Genomic DNA, 19423 nt, shown 5'->3' with positions numbered 1-19423 from the left:
TCACTAGCTAATCTTGCATAAATGCGCCTCGCAACGAATTCTATTGCATGATTTGGGTAAAACAAAAGTGTCCTCTCCATTTCTCCTGGTCTGAGTTTGAATGGTTTCGTAATTTGTATTATCAATTTGCAACCAGATATCCTTACACCAGCATGGATTCATTCACACTCAAGCCCTTCCATTGGTTCACCATCGGCGCATTGGTATTGGCCCATCTGGCTTGTTCTCCCGTACAGCAATCCGGAGCAAACCTAGCTGAGGAGAAACTGATGGATGTGAAATACGGTCCGTATGAGCGGAACCTCATGGATGTTTATCTGCCGGCGCATCGCGGTGACTCAACCCCTTTTGTCCTTCTGATCCATGGTGGCGGCTGGGTTGGGTACGGCAAAGAAAACATCCGTGAATACCAGGATATCCTGCTAGCCAACGGAATAGCCGTCGCCAGCATCAACCATCGCTATGCCAATGACAGCACGGTTCACTACCAGGAAATGGTAGCCGATGGTGAGGCTGCCCTGGATTACTGTGCAGACCACGCAGAGCAATGGCACACCCGCAACAACTACTTTGCAGTCACCGGAGTCAGCTCCGGAGGACATCTGGCCCTGATGACCGGATATTTATCGCCTCAAAAGATCAATGCCATTGTGGAGTTCTCCGCGCCCACCAATGTGGCTGATACCGCTTTGCTGAATTACACGCGGCGGGTAGGCCTCCTGGACCTTATCCAAAAAATGACCGGAAAAGTTTACCAGACCAACACGCGGCCGGATGACGCCTATTTTGAAGCCAGCCCGGTCAATCATGTGAAAAAGGAAATCCCGGTGCTGATCATCCACGGTGATGCCGATCCTGTAGTTCCTTACGTCCAGGCCCTGGAACTAAACCAAAAACTGGAATCAGCAGGCGCCGTGCATAAATTGGTGACCCTCCCGAATGCAGGCCACAGTCTCCAGCCACAAGATTCGGTATTACGGGATACCATGTATTCCGAAGCCGTAAACTGGATCCTGAAATACGGCACACCCTGGTATTGAATTTTTCCGATGTTTTTAACTCCAGTAAAAAATCATCCATGAAGAAACTATTTTATCTGGGAATCATTGGTTTTGCTTTATTTGAAATTGCCAATGTTTATTTCATTATGCCCATGCCCGGCGGCAGCCAGGAAGTTAACAGCATAGATCTTGCATATGCCCTTTATTCCTGGCGATGGTTCATCAGAGGCTTTTTTGTTTTACTGATTTTTTTCGGTGCCCGGTCTGTATTTGTTAACAAGAAATGGATACCTGCGGCAGCAATGATCCTGTTGGCCGGGATCATCTATGCGACCAACTTTTACATGGCTGCCGACACCATGTTTTACCAACCTGAAACTTTGACCGTTGAAAATGCTAGTGATAATCGGGTTGACCCGGACCGGCTAATCCTTGGCATCACCTACCAAGGAGAAGCGAAGGCCTATCCTATCCAGTATCTGGGCTATCATCATCAGGTACGGGACAGAATCGGCGGCAAACCTATCATGGTCACCTACTGTACGGTATGCCGCACCGGCCGTGTGTGGGAACCCATAGTAAATGGTAAAATTGAGGAATTCAGGCTGGTAGGCATGGATCACTACAATGCCATGTTTGAGGATAAAACCACGAAAAGCTGGTGGCGGCAGGCTACCGGCCAGGCTATTACGGGAAGATTGAAGGGACAGGAGCTCCCCGAATTCCCATCCATGCAAACCACCCTATCCAAATGGTTTGAACTACACCCGAATTCATTGGTGATGCAGGCAGATCCTCATTTTCAAATAAAATACGATAGCATGCAGACCTACGAGAAAGGGAGGCTTACCGGCAGACTGACCCGCAGGGATACGGCTTCGTGGCAAGACAAATCCTGGGTAGTGGGCGTGGAGATCGGCGATGTTTCCAGGGCATACGATTGGAATTTGCTGCAAAAAGAGCACGTCATTTGCGACATGATCGAGGGTACACCGATTGCCATTATTCTATCACAAGACAGCAGCAGTTTTGTGGTATTGGAACGCATCAATCCGCTGCAACAAATTGTCCTGGCCCATGACACCATAAGGAGCCAGGATAATACCTATGATTTTGACGGAAGATCACTAACGGAATCCGGTAATGATCTAAAACGGATAGAAGCATATCAGGAATATTGGCATAGCTGGAAGACCTTTCATCCTTTGACGGAGAGGTATGGAAAATAAAGCTCGCCATTTATTTGCAACGCATCCCGGGGATGGATTATCTGAGTAACAAGGAGACGATCCTGCCGGTCTTTCCGGTCATGTATCGACAAGTCTCCTCAATGGATTACCACCAAATTTGCTGCTCAGATAAGAACGCCGGGAAATCGTTCGTTGTACCATGGAATCAATTTATTAACCTCGACAAAGGTGATCAATGAATCGTAGAAATTTCCTAAAGACATCCGCCGCGGTGCCGGCCCTGACGCTCCCTTTCGTTCCGGCGGCACCCTCCACTTCAAAATTCATCAACCGGAAATTGTTCATTTACGGAGGTGATTACGACCGGGGATTTATGAAATACGCTGCCTTGCTCACCGGAAAGGAAAATCCAAAAATCTGCTTTCTTCCGACTGCAACCGGTGACGCTGCCGGATATGTCATGCATTGGTTTGAAACATGCGCCGATTTGCCCATAAGGCCTTTTGTGCAGCGATCATTTATTTCTTCATACAATCAAAAAACATCATTCGAAGAAATATTCACCAGTATGGATGCCATAATAGTAGGAGGAGGCAATACTCTGAATATGATGGCCATCTGGAAGGGACAAGGGATGGATCTTGCTCTGCGCAAAGCTTATGAACAGGGTGTCCTGTTAGGTGGAGGCAGTGCGGGCTCTCTTTGCTGGTTTGAACAAGGAACTACAGATTCCAGACCGGGTGAGCTGAGTACCGTAGAAGGCCTGGGCTTGATTAAAGCGAGCCACTGTCCACATTATGACGGTGAAGGTAAACGAAGACCACTTTATTGGTCAAAAATCAAAAGCGGTGAATACAAAGCCGGTTATGCCTGTGATGACCAGGCAGGCATTTATTTTGAAAACGAAGAAGTCAAACAAGTTGTGGCTCTGAATCCGGAAAGCAATGCGTATTTGGTGGGATTGGAAGGTGGCGAGGTCAAAGAGACCGTTTTAGAAAAAACAGTACTACCTCCGGCCTGGCCGTAATCGATGGTTGTCTTTTTCACCCAAACCGAACAATTTCGGATGACCAATTGTCTTTATTACAAATAGGATCCTGCCGGTTTCGAAGACGTGTCCGGCAAACCCTGCCCAGCTTAAACAACAATCGAACATCGCATGAAAAAGACCATCATCCTCACCGCTGCCCTCCTGCTCGCCATTACCGCAGCTACAGCCCAGATCTCTATCCGCCCGCAAATCGGTATCAAAGCTTCCGACCTGAGCTACGAGACCATCCAGGGAAAACTGACCGGCAAGTCCGGTTACATCATCGGCCTGGATTTCCAGTTCGGGCATCCCTTTTATTTTCAGCCCGGGCTGAACATCAACCCGGAGCAGCTTACCATCAAGAATGTGGGCGACGTCCGGATCACCAGAGTGAACGTGCCGGTATTAGTGGGCTTCAAGCTGTTTGAACCCAGCTATCAAAAGAGTTTTGGCATACGCTTCTTCGCCGGACCTAACTTCGCATTCAAGGTAAACAACACCATTTCCGGGGCCATCAATGACGTCAGCAAAGAAGATTTTAATCAGTTTACGCTGTCCGGGATCGCCGGAGCTGGTGTGGACCTGAGTATCTTTTTTCTCGACCTTGGATATAATTTCGGATTGTCCGATGCGCTATCGCCGCAGGATGTGACTGGCATCAGGATCAATTATTTCCTGGTAAATGCCGGCTTACGGATCGGGTTCTGATTGAATCCCGGTCTCCCTCAAAAATATATTACACTTAATGCTACCGTACCCGTACTGGGACAGGCCTGCATCCAGGCAGCCAGAAAGCTGAGTGCGACAAAAGTGTACCTGGAAAGCAATACCCTACTAAAGCCGGCCATCAACCTGTATACCAAACTCGGATTTCAAAAGATTACCGGCCACTCCACGCCATATAAGCGATGCATTATTCAGATGGAGGAGCGGTTGGATAATAAAATAGGAACAGGGACGAATAAATCCACCTGCTTCAATTTGATGAAATAATTTCACGGTAGATGTTCGCCTGACCAAAGTATTCGTTGCTACTTTATTGTAATTTCATAGCGATGCTATCTACCTGGATTGACAAGGCACCAGTTGCGGTATGAAATGGATTAAGAAAATTACATATACGTTATTGGCCCTGGTGGGGCTGATCTTTATTGCCGGGTTGGCATTGGCTTATTGGCCGGTAACCCATAAAGTACCGAATGAGGGCATCACGCCGGATGAGGCAGCCACACTGCGGCAGCAATACACAGGACCGCACGAGGTGTTTACCGCTTCCGACGGGGAGACCCTATTTCTGCGCCGCTGGAATCCGGATACCCTCGTACCTGCCAAATCTTCTATCGCCGTGCTCATCTTTCATGGCTTTACCGCATACAGTGGCCCTTATGAAATGGCCGGCATCCCATTCTCTGATGGAGGATACACGACCTTCGGGCTGGATTATCGTGGCCATGGCCTTTCCGGCGGCAATCGAGGCGACAGCCCGGGTAAAGACCGGTGGATCGGTGACCTGGCCGATGCCGTAAAATACGTACACAGCCTGGGTTATCCACGCGTCGTTGTCCTGGGTCATAGTCTCGGTGTGGCCGCAGCCATGTGTGCGGCCGACACGGTTCCGGGAGAAATTTCCAGCCTCGTCCTGCTGTCCGGAGCCTATGAATCACGCCCGGGTATCAACAAGCCCATTCCCTTTATGCAGCAGGCCCGGATCATTGCCAGTGCCATCCTGCGTCCGGCCTACCAGTCGGTGGAGTATTACCGTGAAGGCATGCACATGACGGATGACACATTGTTCACCTATCACTACACTCCCCGTTTCTTCACCATGCTGGATGTGAAGAAACTGAGATTACCTTCTGACCTGAACATTCCGGTATTGGTTGGTGTCGGCGACCGTGACGAGTTGTTTTCAGAGGAAAAGGTGAAAGAATTTTATGATCTTATTCCGGGCGATCAAAAAGAAATGATCGTGATGAAAAATACCACCCATGCCCAGATTCCCCGGGAAAGCTGGGAACAAGTCGTGGAATGGCTGGATAAAACCTACACCGAATAAGCCCGGGCAGCAGCTGTCTGATGTTTGCCGCAGACTTCAGAGCAGATTACAACAGTCCCCAATCGGTCGCTTTTTTGATCATCCCTACCGAATTTTTCACATCCATTTTGACAAACAGATTGCGCTTATGGGTAGCTACAGTATTGACGCTCACATAAAGTTCATCGGCTATCTCCTGGGTGGTGAACTCTTTGGCAATCAGTTTGATCACTTCGAGTTCTCTCTTGGTAATCTGGGGCATTTGACCCTGCAATGGCCGGGGGCGTTCGTTCAGGCTTTCAATCATTTTCGAGGTTAAATGAGCACTCAAAACACGCCGGCCGGCATGGGCATCCTTAATACCATTGATCAGTGTTTCCTTCGATGCATTTTTTAGAAGATACCCCATCGCTCCCCGTTTAAACAGAGTGGTGATAATGCTTCCTTCATCGTTGGTGGTCAGGATCAGTATTTTCAAACCGGGCTGAATCGACAATGCGTGCATGATCGTCTCCAGGCCATCCATGACGGGCATCTGTAAATCCAGCAACAGAACATCCACCTCATGTTTTTTAAGGCATTCCAGCGTTTGTAATCCATTGGATGCTGTGCCCACCACCTGAATTCCAGGCTCATTGATCAGCATGGCTTTTATGCCATCCAACAAGATCTGGTGATCATCTGTGAGGAAAATTCGAATCATTTTTCCGGGGTTCATTTATTTTTATTGAGGCCTTATCGGCACATTGATGGTTACCATAGTCCCTTCTCCGGGACGGCTGTCTATTTCATAATCCCCACCCATAAAACGGGCACGAAAGTCGATACTTTTTAAACCCATTCCTTTGTCAGCCGGGATCGATTTCAGATCAAAACCTACTCCATTATCTTCAATCGTAACATTCAGCCATTCTTCACTGAATGTCAATTGTAGCAGAACTTCACTTGCCTGTGCATACTTGACAATGTTGTTGTAACATTCCTGGATGATCCGGTAGATCATGATATTGAATTGATCTCCCAGATCCTGTTCTTTGCCATATACGTTAAATTCTGTGTGGAATGGATGGGAAAAATTCATGCGGTTGACCAGGTCATTCAATGCGTTGGTCAGGCCGACTTTTTTCAGTGCCTGGGGCATCATCTCATGGGCCATCTTGCGCACCTCCGTACAGGCCTCATCGATCATATCGCTTGCTTTGTGGTAGATCCTGCGGGTTCCGGAGTCGTCAAATTCGATGTAAAGGCTGCTCATATTGGCCTTAATCGAAGAAAGCAGGTTTCCCAATCCATCGTGCAGATCCCTGGCGATCCGTGACCTTTCCTGCTCTTGCCCTTCCAGGAGTGAGCGCATGGCTATGATCTGCTGTTCCTGTTTTGCCTCGGCCAGCAGCAGACTATTGCGACGCATCCTGTTTTGGTACCAAAGAAACCCGATGATGGACAGCGCGCCGATGAGTGAAAGGAAAAGAAGTAGAATATTCACCTGATTAGCTTTTTTTTGGTTCTTGAAGGCGGCCTCCAACAGTTTGCGGTTCAGTATTTCTTTTTCGTATTTAACCTTCAGCCCTGCCAATGCCGCCAGACTGGTAGGATTCAATTTTTGCTGCTCATCGAATCTTTTTAACGTGTCCAGCATCCGGTAGGCATCCTGGTAGGCTCCATTTACCAGATACCAATGACGCTTGGCATCCAAAATAGTATACTGAAAGTCGGGCCGGTCGGCAACGCCCGGAAAGGATTCAGCCTTATTCAGCAAATCAAGGACACCGGTAAATCCAATTTGCCGGAAATCGTCCATCATCGTGATGGTATCTACTTTCTTCTCAATGACCTCACTGATCAGGTCCGCCATGTGGATAAGCGTTTCCGCCTGGGCTATGTTGCCGGATTTTTTACGTACGGAATAAGCCTGGATATCAAATTTTGCCGACTGCCCGTACTGCTCCATTTGCCGGTTGGATTCGGCCAGCCCATGGTAGATACGCCCCAGCTTCAGATGATTGACGGGAACCTGGGATTCCTCGTAGCTCAGCGCGGCCTGGTATTTTTCAATAGCCAGAGCTGGTTCCTTCATTTCATTCAGGCATGCTCCCCAGTTATTGAGGATCAATGCCTGCCGGTCCCGGTCACCCGATTCCAGGTAGTAATGGAAGGCATTCTCGTACGATGAAATGGCCTGATCGTAAATGCCATATTCCATAAACATAACTGCCTGGGTATTGCTGGTGAGCCCCAACCCATCGAGATCATGGATGCCATCGAAAGCTAAAAGCGCACTGTCCAGGTAGAGCGTCTTCTGCTCCATCTCTTCGAAGGGGTGACACCAGGCAAGCGCATAATAGGATTTCCCAATCAGATGCTGCCACTGATGTTCCCTGGCTGTCTCCAGTGCCTCCCTGGCATAGCGAACCGCTTCATCACCAGCATATAAAAATAAAGCCAAATCGATCCGTGCTTCACAGCGGAGTGAATCATTGGAGGCGTCCAGAATTTTTTGTTTCAGGCTATCCAGCACATTGGGATCCTGTCCAGGTAACTGTGCAGCAAATAAAATCAAAACTATGCACCATTGAATTTTCATGCATCAACAATCCAGGTTCGGGATTAGAATATCAAAGTCGCCGGTAAAGCCATTCATCGTCACTTTCCAATATAGCCAATTCCCCGTGGATATCGGCGACCGTACCAAAGTCCGCAGTTCATGCACAGTAGCCAATTTATGCAAAGGTAGTTGGTCCTCATAAACCCTGAAATCGCATAAATCCGTGATTCATGACCTCACACAATTAGGTGAGTCAACCACTGCAAACCATGATTTTTCAAAACCATGGATATGGGTGAATCCCGGCAAGGAATGAGATCGGAAATTTGTACTGCAACATGGACGAAATGCTGCGTCGAATTATTAACGATATTATTTAAAAAGGATAACTCCTGTAAAATCACAAACAAAATGAAACGGACTTTCGGTTTTTTAATTAGCGTTCTCTTCTACCTGATCGGATTTGCCGGTCTGATGTATCTTATCCTGTGGATAGGTAATTTTATTCCCATCAACCAGATGGAGGAACCTCAAACCCGCACCATCGGCTTGACCTTACTGATCAACTTTGGCATTGTTGCTATTTTCGGAATCCAGCATTCGGTGATGGCACGCAAATCGTTCAAAGAGTCGTGGACCAAGATTGTCCCTCAACACCTGGAACGCAGTCTATTTGTGCTGATTTCCGGATTCCTGTGCGTCGGTATTGCTTTGTTCTGGTCTCCGGTTGAAGGCATACTCTGGCAATTAAGTCCGGGCTCCGTCGGCTATTACGTTATGTATGTAATATTTTTCCTGGGCATTGCGGTCCTGCTTGCCAGTACTTTTTTGATCAATCATTTTGAATTATTTGGCTTACAACAAGCCTACCTGCATATGATGCAACGCAAGGCTCGCCGGCCACGATTTACCACCTTTGCATTATACAAAATGGTGAGACATCCCATTTACCTGGGATTAAGTATGATCTTCTGGGCGACCCCGACCATGTCCATGTCTCATTTCCTGCTGGCAACCTTCTTCACTGCTTATATCTTCGTAGGCATCTATTTTGAAGAAAAGGACCTTATTAAAGAATATGGCAAACTTTATGAGGAATACCGTACAAGTGTTCCTTCCCTTGTACCCTTTACCAAGTTTGGCTCCAAAAACCCGATACCTGCCAGCGAAACAACCGTTAGCGACATATCCTGATCCCTCCAGACACCAATTTGGAACAATTGATTTCGCAAAAGATCAGAACCTTGAGTTCTGGTCTTTTTTTTTTATCGGCTCGCTCCTCAACCAATTACCATTCATTCAGTCCGAATCTTCTGGCTGACTGGCAATTTATTGGAACAATGCAATCTATCGAACTAAAATTCAAAGACTTATCCCCGATCGAAACCCTGGAAAAAGCATTCTTAAGAAGAAAAGCACCGGAACAAAAAACGATTAAGCTTAACGTGATATCGTTGCACTGAGATGGAGAATATCCTAACTTTGGGCAGCACTATAACATCGGTGGTACATGATCAAAGCAACGACTAGCGCAAAGAGAGTCCGGTTTAAAGGTAATCCCAGGAAAGAGTTATTTATCCAGGATCTGAGGAAACGGGTTGGTGATTATTTCAGCGAAAATGGCATCAGCCCCTATGCCAATACAGAGATGTACCTGAAGACGGTATTTGCCATGGTGACCTGGATCGCCACCTATGCCTGGATCATGTCGGATACCTTAAGTTCTCACCCGGTGGCCCTCTACCTGGTTTATCTGCTCCTTGGCTATATCCATATTTTCATTGCCTTCAACATCATGCATGATGCCACCCACAACGCCTACTCATCGAACAAATATGTCAATAAATTGCTGGGTTACAGCATGGATTTCATCGGTGGCAACCAATACCTGTTCCGGCGGATGCACGGTGCGCATCATGGATATGTGAATATTCACGGCATCGACGTAACCCTGGAAACACACGGACTGTTCCGCTTTACGCCGGATGAACCCTGGTTGCCGAGGCACAAATACCAGCATTATTACACCTTTCTCCTCTATGCACTCGCGATGCTCCAATGGGCGACAATCAAAGATTTTAAGTGGTTCTTTGGAGAAGCCCATATTGGCAATCAAAAAAACATCAAGCACCCTCTGAAGGAATACATCATACTGTTTATTGGTAAATCAGTCTTTTATGGACTCACACTGGTGCTCCCCATCCTCTTTTTGTCCGCACCATGGTATACCATTCTGGGCGCTTGGGTATTCATGCATGTGCTACCAGGACTGACTTTCGCTTTGATTTTCCAGGTAACCCATGTTTACGACGGCACCACTTACCCGATACCGGATGATGAAGGTAATATTGACAACAATTATGCGCTGCATGTGCTGGAAACGACGGCTGATTTTTCCAGACAAAGCCGGCTGGGCTCCTGGCTGATGGGAGGTATCAACATCCATGTAATCCACCACATCCTGCCCCAGGTCTGTCATGTCCATTATCCGGCTCTCACCGAGATCCTAAAGGAGACCTGCGATGATCATGGGATAGAATACCAGGAAAACCGAACCTTCTGGCAAGCTCTGAAGAAGCATTACCAGATCCTTAAACATCTCAGCGCTCCGGAAGCTACTGTTCCGCGCGTTGGTAAAAGCGCTTCTCTGGTGTAATCCTTATACCTGCGTCGATCCAATCTGTTGTCAAGTCTAAATTCCGGCTTCCGGCAGCTATTTACGAATAATTTCATCTTGAAATCATTCACAACACCGCATGATCCCTATCAGCCTATTTATCGGTCTTCTGGTCCACAGCAACCTGCATCCAGTAGTCCCTTCCATGAACTGGATTTCAGAAAACCAGGCCGGCTATTCGATCTACTATACGGCCATAGATGCCGCGGAGATTCCAGGTTACCGAATGAATCTGAATCAGGGAATGAATCGGGTCCAGGAATTTTTCCAAAAACCGTACAAACAGCATTTTGACATTTACATCCATCCGGATCGAGCCTCTCTCGACAGCACCTGGCAATCCGACTGGGGAATGCCTGCTTTTAAGTCCGAATGCTGGATGGTCGCCAGTGGCGTCGCGAGCAGACTCGATATCATCGCGCCTCAACGATGGGATTCATTCGCCTGCGAGCACCGGTCAGCAGATACTACTGCAATGAATAACTTAATTACCCATGAACTGATGCATGTGTTCCACGGCCAGAACAATCCCAGCTCCGATTTCAGTGAAGTGAGTGGCCTGGATTGGTTTGTGGAGGGTCTGGCGACCTATGCATCAGGACAATGCGATTCGATCCGCATATTGGCGGTTCAGGAAGCAATCAAACAAAATGAAATACCCGAGCATCTGGCTGATTTCTGGTCTGGAAATTTGCGCTACGGATTATCCGGATCGGTCGTGATGTATCTGGATGCGCATTATGGCCGGGAAAAATTATTTCAGGTTCTATTTTGCACCGAATTAAACTCCTTACTTGATAAGCTTGGCGTCGACGAAGAAACGCTTCTGCATGATTGGAAGGGATATGTCAAAAGCCTATAAGCACGCGATTGCCAGCTGGCACTGTACCTCAATGCCGCCAGGTTTTTGATTCCTCGATAGCGCGCCAAAATTCCATCGTTGCGACATCTGGATCGGCGTTGATAATAAGATACAGCGGTCCATCAGAATCGGGCACAACGACAGGCTTACCATCATCATCAGTTCCGGTACATCGCCAACGTTCCATACCGGTAAGATAATCCGGCCGCATCAACGGAATGGCAGCTGGTGTATCACCATCTTTTTCCATATAAACCGGAGGATGAACCGGGTGATGTTTTTCAAGCATCCAGTGATAAAAAGCTGTTGAAGGGATAACGCCATTTTCGAGATCCTGCTTAATCCTCTGCTTGCCAGTCAGAGGGCGTCCGTGAAGAAATACGTAGCTATAAGGTGTACCATCTTCAGAATCTGAAATGGATACGCATCTGAATTTTCGGATGACAATGGCCCAGGCCCAGGAATCCAATCCAGCATTATACGTTTCATGTAATGTCCCAAAAATACCGCAAACGATCACTCTATCTGCAATGAGTGGGTCCTGCAAATAGGCATCTGCTATCGCCGTTAACTGCCCTCCGGCAATTACGACAAGTGGCTTGTCCGGTGACGCTTGCATTGCAGCATGCACAATGAACTGCCCAGCGACACTGTTTAAGGAATGGGTATCCTCTATCTGGTTTGATTTGGGCCGTTGCAATGGCATAAACGGTCCAGCTATTGCATCAGGCAAGTTAATCAACCCACTTTGCCGAGCTTTATCTATAATTTGCTGACGACCTGAAACGAATAAATTATATTCATAATTATCTCCGCTATAGCTGGTAATTATACCTTTCAGATTAATACTACCAGCACTGGCCAACGAAAATAGATACTCATCCGTGTACATGTCACGATGATCATCGTTATCATAAATTACCGGGCAACTATTATCAAAAGGAATTGTGTCGACAACTTCGGTTGATGACGATGACGTCCAATATGCGAAAACGACACCCAGAGCAAGTAACCAGAATAAAAGTTTCATCCCTCTAAATTCTAATTGCCAATTTAACTCATTAATACAAAATACTGCCTCAATGAGCCATAGGCAAGACAACACGATCCACCCTTCTGCATTTTATATTTGATTTCAATAATAAAATAAACACCTCATATGGCTAAAATAAAAGCAGACCGGAAAGCACTGATAAGATGGAAAATATACATTGACCGGGCAAAAATGTATGTTGGATATGTTCAGTTCCTGATGATCGCATTTGTTCTCCTGAAGGCCTACAAAGACAGTTTTTTAGGGAGGCTAATATTTGATCATTTGGCAATATCGATCCCACTAATCCTTATCGTTTTTATTCTGTTGTCCTTAATTGTTGGACGGATTGATACCTTATTAGGATTACGTGAAGAGGAATTACGTAATTCTTCCTCATCCAATCCGGTCATGCGGGATATCCAACAAAATCTGGAGGAAATAAAAAGGACATTGATTGAAATTAAATCTTCAAGCAGGGCATCGTAACCAGGTATTTACCCCCAGGGAATTCTGGCATTAGATGGACACAAAGCCAGCATTTGAGCCGCGTGCCTCCGGGACTATCCTACGCCATTCGCGGAAAATGTTGAAGAAATCCTGCATTAACCACTAAATGGTCTTCGGGAACTCCTGTCCCTGATCCGACAACTGGCCGTCAAACACTATAATGTCGTGGTCAGAAAGAGTACTTTTGCATCCGAATGCAGAGCAGATGCACATCGATGTAATCATACCAGCCTACAATGAAGAAGAGTCGATCGGGCTGGTGCTGAAAGATATGCCCATGGCTTTAGTACGGGAGGTTGTCGTATGCAACAATGCCAGTTCCGACCGCACCGCAATGGTTGCACAGAATCAAGGCGCTACCGTCCTGACCGAAAACCGTAAAGGTTATGGCAGCGCCTGCCTCAAAGGCATCGAATACCTGAAATCAAAGCCGATCGACGAACAACCGGACCTGGTAGTCTTTCTGGATGCAGACTACAGCGATCATCCGGAAGAAATGCCAGCCCTGATCGAACCCATCCTGCATTCAAACGCAGACCTGGTCATAGGCTCCCGTGCTATGGGTAACCTGGAGCCGGGCTCGATGCAGCCGCAACAGATCTTTGGAAATTGGCTGGCAACAACCCTCATCAGGCTGATCTACGGTTACCGTTTTACAGACCTGGGCCCATTCCGGGCCATCCGGTGGGATAAACTGCTGGAGCTGGAAATGGCAGATCCTGATTTTGGCTGGACGGTAGAAATGCAGGTGAAGGCGGCTAAGCATAAATTGAAGTGTGCAGAAGTGCCGGTATCGTACCGGCGGCGCGTGGGAGTCTCCAAGGTCTCCGGAACCGTAAAAGGCACCATCCTGGCCGGTCATAAGATTTTGTGGACCATATTTAAGCTGATGTGATGGATTGGTGGACCTGGGCCGGATACATCCTGGTGGGTTTTTATGCCCTGGCCTTGTTTTACGTGCTGGTCTTTTGCCTTTCACAACTGCATCTGCTTTGGTTGTATTCCCGCCATCATCACCGTCCTTCCGAAGCGACACCTCCACCACCCAATAAGTGGCCTCCGGTCACCGTACAGCTTCCCATCTACAATGAGATTTATGTCGTAGAGCGTCTCATCCGAAACATCATGTTGCTTGATTATCCCAAGGAACTTCTGGAGGTGCAGATCCTCGACGACTCTACCGATGACACCACCGAGATTATAACTCGCGTCGTCAGGGAATACCAGGCGCAGGGTTTTCACATCCGGCATATCCGCCGGCCCGACCGCCAGGGTTATAAGGCAGGTGCTTTACAATATGGTTTGGAGGAGGCTTCGGGAGAATTTATTGCCATTTTTGATGCTGACTTTCTGCCGACACCGGATTTCCTGAAACGTACCATACCCTGGTTTTCAGATCCAAGAACAGGTGTCGTGCAAACGCGCTGGGAACACCTCAATGAGTCTTATTCGCTGATCACAGCCCTGCAGGCATTCCAATTGAACGTGCATTTTTCCGTAGAGCAGACCGGACGGCTGGAAGGACAATATTTGCTGCAATTCAATGGAACCGGCGGAATCTGGAGACGTCAGACCATCCTTGATGCAGGAGGATGGCAGCCCGACACGCTAACCGAGGATCTGGATCTGAGTTACCGGTCACAGCTGAGAGGATGGAAAATCCAATATCTGGAGAAGCTGGGATCGCCGGCCGAGCTGCCGGCGGAAATGAATGGCCTCAAATCCCAACAACACCGCTGGATGAAGGGCGGAGCAGAGACGGCGAAAAAAAATTTGCCGCACGTCTGGCGATCCACCCTGCCTCTGGGCAAAAAGATCCATGCCACGCTACACCTCATGGCCAGCGCCATCTTTGTGTTTGTCTTTTTGATCGGGGTATTTAGCGTTCCTGTGTTATTCCTGACCCGGTTTCTGGAAATTAACATCCATTATTTTGCTTGGTTTTTAACCGGGATGCTGGCCATTGTTGCGGTTTATTTTGCGGGCAATGTGACGACCGGTTGGTCAAAGGGTTCGTGGGGTAAAAAAGCGCTGAAATTCCTGGTATTGTTCCCCGTTTTTCTCTCGCTTTCGATGGGGTTATCTCTCCACAATTCAGTGGCGGTTATCCAGGGTTGGCTGGGTCGAAAGTCGTCGTTTGTCCGTACCCCAAAGTTTAATATCCGGACCATCACGGATACATTTCGGAACCATCGTTACCTGGCGAGGTCCATTTCGAGGTTGACGGTATGGGAAGGGGTGATGGCCGTTTATTTTCTGGCGGCGGTGGTTATGGGTATTTATTATGGTTTTACCTCTTTCGTGATTTTCCATGGGATGCTGGCCTTCGGGTACGGAATGATCTTTTATTATTCTTTACGTCACCTGGAGGTGAAATAACATCTGTGATCCTAGCCTACATACGGCCCCGATGGGGCCGGGGTATATTGCCTGGGCATACGGGCTAACAAGATGTGGTCCCGATGGGACCGGGGGGGCATGCCTGGACATATAGGCTAGCGGGATGTGGTCCCGATGGGACCGGCGTGATGTACACATTTTGAGCATAACGGAGTTGGATCCCGATGGGGTCAGACGATCATGCCTGGACGTACGGGATAACAAGATTTGGTCCCGATGGGACAGGATTGGGAAGATTCGGTGTATGAGTGACGGGGTTGGGCTCCGATTGACCGGGGACATTGCCTGGACATTCGGGATAACAAGATTTGGTCCCGATGGGACCGGTTTGGGGGGATTAGTTGTATTTGGATAGTGGGGTTGGGCTCTAGTGGGACCGGGGGATCAAGCCTGGACATACAGGCTAACAAGATGTGGTCCCGATGGGACCGGTTTGGCGAAATTCGGTGTATGCATGGCGGGAATGAGCTCCGACGGCGCAAGGGGATCATGCCTGGACATACGGGTTTACAAGATGTGGTCCCGATGGGACCGGATTGGCGAGATTCAGTATGCATGGCGGTGTTGGTCCTGATGGGACCGGGGGTTCATGCTGGACGCACGGGATAACAAGATTTGGTCCCGATGGGAACGGGTTGATTTACACACTTTGGGCCTAACGTGGTTGGGTCCCTATGGGGTCAGACGATCATGCCTGGACGTACGGGTTTACAAGATGTGGCCCCGATGGTACCGGGTTGGGGAGATTCGATGTATGCATGACGGGGATGGGCTCCGACGGTGCAAGGGGATCATGCCTGGACGTACGGGTTAAGATTTGGTCCCGATGGTACCGGTTCGGGGAGATTCGGTGTACGCATGGCGGGGATGGGCTCCGGTGGTGCAAGGGTATATTGCCTGGACATACGGGTTTATAAGATGTGGTCCAGATGGGACCCCCATGATGCATACATGTTGGGCATAACCGGGTTGGGCTGCAATTGGGCCTGGGGATTTGCTTGGGATATCGGATTGGGGCCGTTTTGTGAGCATTCGTTGATTTCGTGGAAAATCGTGAAATTCGTGGCCAGCGAAATGAAATTATATACCTTTCAATTCAGGACACAAAAATCCAAATAACAACCCCGATGCAGAAATCGAAAAAGGTTATCGCAATAAACAACCCCAGTCAAATGACGATGGGAGTCCTGGCCGGATTACTCTGGCTCCTGGGCATCGGCTGGTTGGGTTATTTTGTCCAGCAAACCCAATTCTATGCCATCCTGGGTGGCTATGCTCTGGCATTTGGAGCGTTCGGATGGTTAATGGGAATGCCGCGGGAGGCCTTACCGGCAAAGTTTATGATTATCCTCGCTGTATTGGGACGTCTCTTATTAGCCGGAAGTGAACCATTGTTATCGAACGATATCTACCGGTTTTTGTGGGATGGTCTACGCTGGCTGGACGGTGCAAATGCGTATGTCGGAACCCCTACTCAGGTGATTACGCTCTTTGCAAGGGATCCGAGTTATGCCCACCTGTTTACCCTGCTCAATTCACCGGATTATTATTCCGTCTACCCTCCCCTGCTTCAGGTCCTTTTTATTCCGGCAGCTGCCGTGTGGCGTGCTACAGGATCCCTGGTGACAGCCGCACTGATCCTGCGTCTTTTCATGCTGGCAGCCGATCTGGCAACCTGGACAGGCATGAAGCGACTAAAGGTGCCGGTCCACCGCCGGTGGTGGTATTTTCTGAATCCCCTGATCGTCGTGGAAATATTTGGGAACCTGCATGCCGAAGGGATCATGGTCGGTTTCCTGGCCATGAGTCTGGGATGGCTGGCCCAACGTGAGCATACCATTGCCTCCGGAATGGCCTTTGCCGCTTCAACAACCACAAAATTGGTTACGGCCATATTTGGTCCATTACTACTTATAACAGAAAAACCTAAAAATCGCGGTACCTGGCTGACCCTAGCTGTGGGCTGCACTCTGCTACTGGCCATACCACTCCTGGGCGTGCTTGGGCAAGGCGGGTTCCTGGACAGCCTGGATCTCTATTTCCGTAAATTTGAATTCAATGCCGGCCTTTATTACCTGGCAAGGGCCATCGGCCAGGCCTTTACGGGATTCAACCCCATCGCCTATATCGGTCCTGGCCTGGGAATATTGGGTGCCGTCCTCATCCTCATTATCGCCTTCTGGCCACGCAAACGGGAAGTATCACATCTCCCGGAAGCCCTGCTCTGGACCATGATGACCTACCTGTTGACCACCACTACCCTGCACCCCTGGTACCTGGTCACCCTGGTCTTTACGGGAGTCCTGGCCGGCAGGAGATTTCCTCTTGCCTGGAGCTTTCTTGCCGTGTTGAGCTACAGCCATTATCTCGGAGGTGATTTTCACGAACGCCTGGGCTGGATTGCCGTCGAATATGGATTATTGCTGGTGGCGATAATCAGCGATTATTGGACCACAGAAAGGTTGAAGTAACAAACAAGTGTGTTCTAAAATCCGAAAACACCTCGACACGTGTACACGCCAATACCACTACTTCTGAATTAAACGTTTATTTTGCAGTGATTTCAAGCCGGAATGGATTTTCAGAGACATCATCTACGGACACCCCTGACCCTGACAAGGTTTCTTTTGCTATTGGTATCTGCCATTATCCTGGCCTGGTGGAGCAGTGGATGTTTTAAGATCGACTATTATACCCACAACGATGCCCTCCTGTCATTCTCGAAAGATACGCTGCGTTTTGACACCGTATTCACCGACGTAGGCAGCGCTACCAGATCGATCCGTATCCGGAATCCCTACGATCAATTTGTCCGTATCAGCCGCATAGCCCTGGAGCGGGGAGATGCCAGTAAATTCAGGATCAATGTGGACGGCGTCTCCTATCCGGACGGCATCGCAGAAAATGTGGAGATCTGGCCTAAAGATAGCATCTGGGTATTTGTCGAGGTGACCATTGACCCCGATGAACCATTTTCAGTAAGTCCCTTTATCATCGATGAGTCTCTTCAGATTGAGACCAACGGCAATCAGCAAACGGTCATACTGGAAGCCTGGGGGCAAAATGCCAATTACATTCCCAACAACCAGTTCAAGGGTAAATTAGCCGTATTATCCTGTAATCTGGAGCAGGAGAGCTGGGATGATCCGAGGCCCTACGTCCTCTATGGCGCCCTGTTCATCGACAGCTGTACCCTGCACCTGCCGGCAGGGACCCGCATCTATGTACACGGAGGTATTGCCCGGAATGATCTGGGGATCTATAATGACGGCCTTATCTGGACTTTATCACAAGGCAGGATCGTGAGTGAAGGCACGGTCGATGAGCCGGTCATCATCCAGGGAGATCGCCTGGAACCGGAATTTGCTGATGTCCCTGGTCAGTGGGGAGGCATCCGGCTCGGCGCCGGCAGTAAAGGCAATGTATTCAAGTACACAACCATAAAAAACTCCATCGTAGGCATACGTGCTGATTCTGCCTCCAGCCTGACCCTGGCCAACGTGCGTATTTACAACAACGCTAACGTAGGTCTGTTGGGTGAACGGTCCTCGATTCAGGCTACCAATTCGCTTTTCTACAATCAGGGCGCCCAGTCTGTAGCATTCACCTATGGTGGCAACTACCAGTTTGACTACTGCACCATCGCTTCCTATGGCAACACGACAGATGGCGTGTACATGGATAATTTTCGTTGTCTGAATGACGACTGTTCCTCCGTCACAATCTACCGCCTCATTGCTAGCTGGCGCAATTGCATCATCACCGGTTCAGGCACCGATGAACTGAACATGGTCGATGCGACCAGTGGCAAGGAACCATTCGCATGGGAAGTCATGTTTGCAAATTGTGTTGTCCGGGTAAAAGATCTCCTGGATGATTATCCCAACTTCCTGTCCCAATGCCGGGATTGCGTTGAAAATAAAGAATACACCGACCCCCTCTTTGTAAACATTGACATGGCTCAATACCAACTGGATACCTTGTCTATTGCCCAGGACAAAGCAAAACCGTTACCGGGAATTACAGCGGACATTGATGATCAGCCACGGGACAACATGCCGGACATCGGTTGTTATGAACGAAAGGAATAAATGGTAGAACCTTTTTTCAAATTGTCCCCCCCGATAAAACGAATTACCA

General features: G+C 48.5%; 17 protein-coding genes. 14 read left to right on the top strand and 3 right to left on the bottom strand.

The features are described from left to right. The first annotated feature begins 47 nt into the window (after positions 1-47). From H6570_18895 to H6570_18870, 6 genes are all read left to right on the top strand, one after another. Positions 48-1040, top strand: coding sequence for an alpha/beta hydrolase (locus H6570_18895; GenBank protein ID MCB9321354.1), 993 nt, complete (start codon positions 48-50; stop codon positions 1038-1040). A gap of 38 nt (positions 1041-1078) precedes the next feature. Next, entirely contained in the window at positions 1079-2230 is a 1152-nt protein-coding gene (locus H6570_18890) for a DUF3179 domain-containing protein (protein MCB9321353.1), read from the top strand. Between the two features lie 196 nt (positions 2231-2426). Then, positions 2427-3218, top strand: a complete 792-nt coding sequence (locus tag H6570_18885; GenBank protein MCB9321352.1) for a Type 1 glutamine amidotransferase-like domain-containing protein — start codon at positions 2427-2429, stop codon at positions 3216-3218. A 132-nt stretch (positions 3219-3350) separates the two neighbouring features. Then, the gene (locus H6570_18880) at positions 3351-3929 is read left to right on the top strand and encodes a PorT family protein (protein ID MCB9321351.1); all 579 of its coding nucleotides are present in this window, start codon (positions 3351-3353) and stop codon (positions 3927-3929) included. Continuing rightward, positions 3930-4214, top strand: a complete 285-nt coding sequence (locus H6570_18875; protein MCB9321350.1) for a GNAT family N-acetyltransferase — start codon at positions 3930-3932, stop codon at positions 4212-4214. A gap of 100 nt (positions 4215-4314) precedes the next feature. After that, a complete protein-coding gene (locus H6570_18870) occupies positions 4315-5277 on the top strand; it encodes an alpha/beta fold hydrolase (GenBank protein ID MCB9321349.1) in 963 nt (320 codons plus the stop codon). A 46-nt stretch (positions 5278-5323) separates the two neighbouring features. Here H6570_18870 and H6570_18865 read toward each other — a convergent pair whose 3' ends face one another. Next, complete coding sequence (locus H6570_18865) at positions 5324-5959, bottom strand: response regulator transcription factor (protein ID MCB9321348.1); 636 nt, start codon at positions 5957-5959, stop codon at positions 5324-5326. A gap of 21 nt (positions 5960-5980) precedes the next feature. Then, on the bottom strand, positions 5981-7840 hold the full coding sequence (locus H6570_18860) for a sensor histidine kinase (protein ID MCB9321347.1): 1860 nt from the start codon (positions 7838-7840) through the stop codon (positions 5981-5983). A gap of 372 nt (positions 7841-8212) precedes the next feature. On the opposite strand from H6570_18860, the gene H6570_18855 reads away from it, so the two are divergent. The 3 genes from H6570_18855 (at position 8213) to H6570_18845 (ending at position 11340) form a co-directional block, all read left to right on the top strand. Beyond that, positions 8213-8995, top strand: coding sequence for an isoprenylcysteine carboxylmethyltransferase family protein (locus tag H6570_18855; protein ID MCB9321346.1), 783 nt, complete (start codon positions 8213-8215; stop codon positions 8993-8995). Between the two features lie 316 nt (positions 8996-9311). Next, positions 9312-10457 (top strand): acyl-CoA desaturase, encoded by a 1146-nt coding sequence (locus H6570_18850; protein MCB9321345.1) that lies wholly within the window; start codon positions 9312-9314, stop codon positions 10455-10457. 100 nt (positions 10458-10557) lie between these two features. Then, entirely contained in the window at positions 10558-11340 is a 783-nt protein-coding gene (locus tag H6570_18845) for a hypothetical protein (protein ID MCB9321344.1), read from the top strand. A gap of 28 nt (positions 11341-11368) precedes the next feature. Here the strand turns inward: H6570_18845 and H6570_18840 are convergent, their stop codons facing one another. Beyond that, the gene (locus tag H6570_18840) at positions 11369-12370 is read right to left on the bottom strand and encodes a hypothetical protein (GenBank protein ID MCB9321343.1); all 1002 of its coding nucleotides are present in this window, start codon (positions 12368-12370) and stop codon (positions 11369-11371) included. A gap of 129 nt (positions 12371-12499) precedes the next feature. Between H6570_18840 and H6570_18835 the strand changes: the two genes are divergently transcribed. The 5 genes from H6570_18835 (at position 12500) to H6570_18815 (ending at position 19374) form a co-directional block, all read left to right on the top strand. Beyond that, positions 12500-12862 carry a hypothetical protein gene (locus H6570_18835; protein MCB9321342.1) on the top strand — a complete coding sequence of 121 codons (363 nt, stop codon included), beginning with the start codon at positions 12500-12502 and terminating at the stop codon, positions 12860-12862. 226 nt (positions 12863-13088) lie between these two features. Continuing rightward, the gene (locus H6570_18830; GenBank protein MCB9321341.1) at positions 13089-13778 is read left to right on the top strand and encodes a glycosyltransferase family 2 protein; all 690 of its coding nucleotides are present in this window, start codon (positions 13089-13091) and stop codon (positions 13776-13778) included. After that, a complete protein-coding gene (locus H6570_18825) occupies positions 13778-15262 on the top strand; it encodes a glycosyltransferase (protein ID MCB9321340.1) in 1485 nt (494 codons plus the stop codon). Before H6570_18830 ends, H6570_18825 begins: the two co-directional genes overlap by 1 nt. 1148 nt (positions 15263-16410) lie before the next feature. After that, on the top strand, positions 16411-17754 hold the full coding sequence (locus H6570_18820) for a hypothetical protein (protein ID MCB9321339.1): 1344 nt from the start codon (positions 16411-16413) through the stop codon (positions 17752-17754). 102 nt (positions 17755-17856) lie between these two features. Next, on the top strand, positions 17857-19374 hold the full coding sequence (locus H6570_18815) for a hypothetical protein (protein MCB9321338.1): 1518 nt from the start codon (positions 17857-17859) through the stop codon (positions 19372-19374). The last annotated feature ends 49 nt before the right edge of the window (positions 19375-19423 follow it).

The organism is Lewinellaceae bacterium (genome assembly GCA_020636135.1).
In the GTDB taxonomy this organism is placed as follows: domain Bacteria; phylum Bacteroidota; class Bacteroidia; order Chitinophagales; family Saprospiraceae; genus JAGQXC01.
The sequence above is the reverse complement of the archived record's forward strand: the minus strand, read 5'-3'. Positions and strand labels throughout refer to the sequence as shown.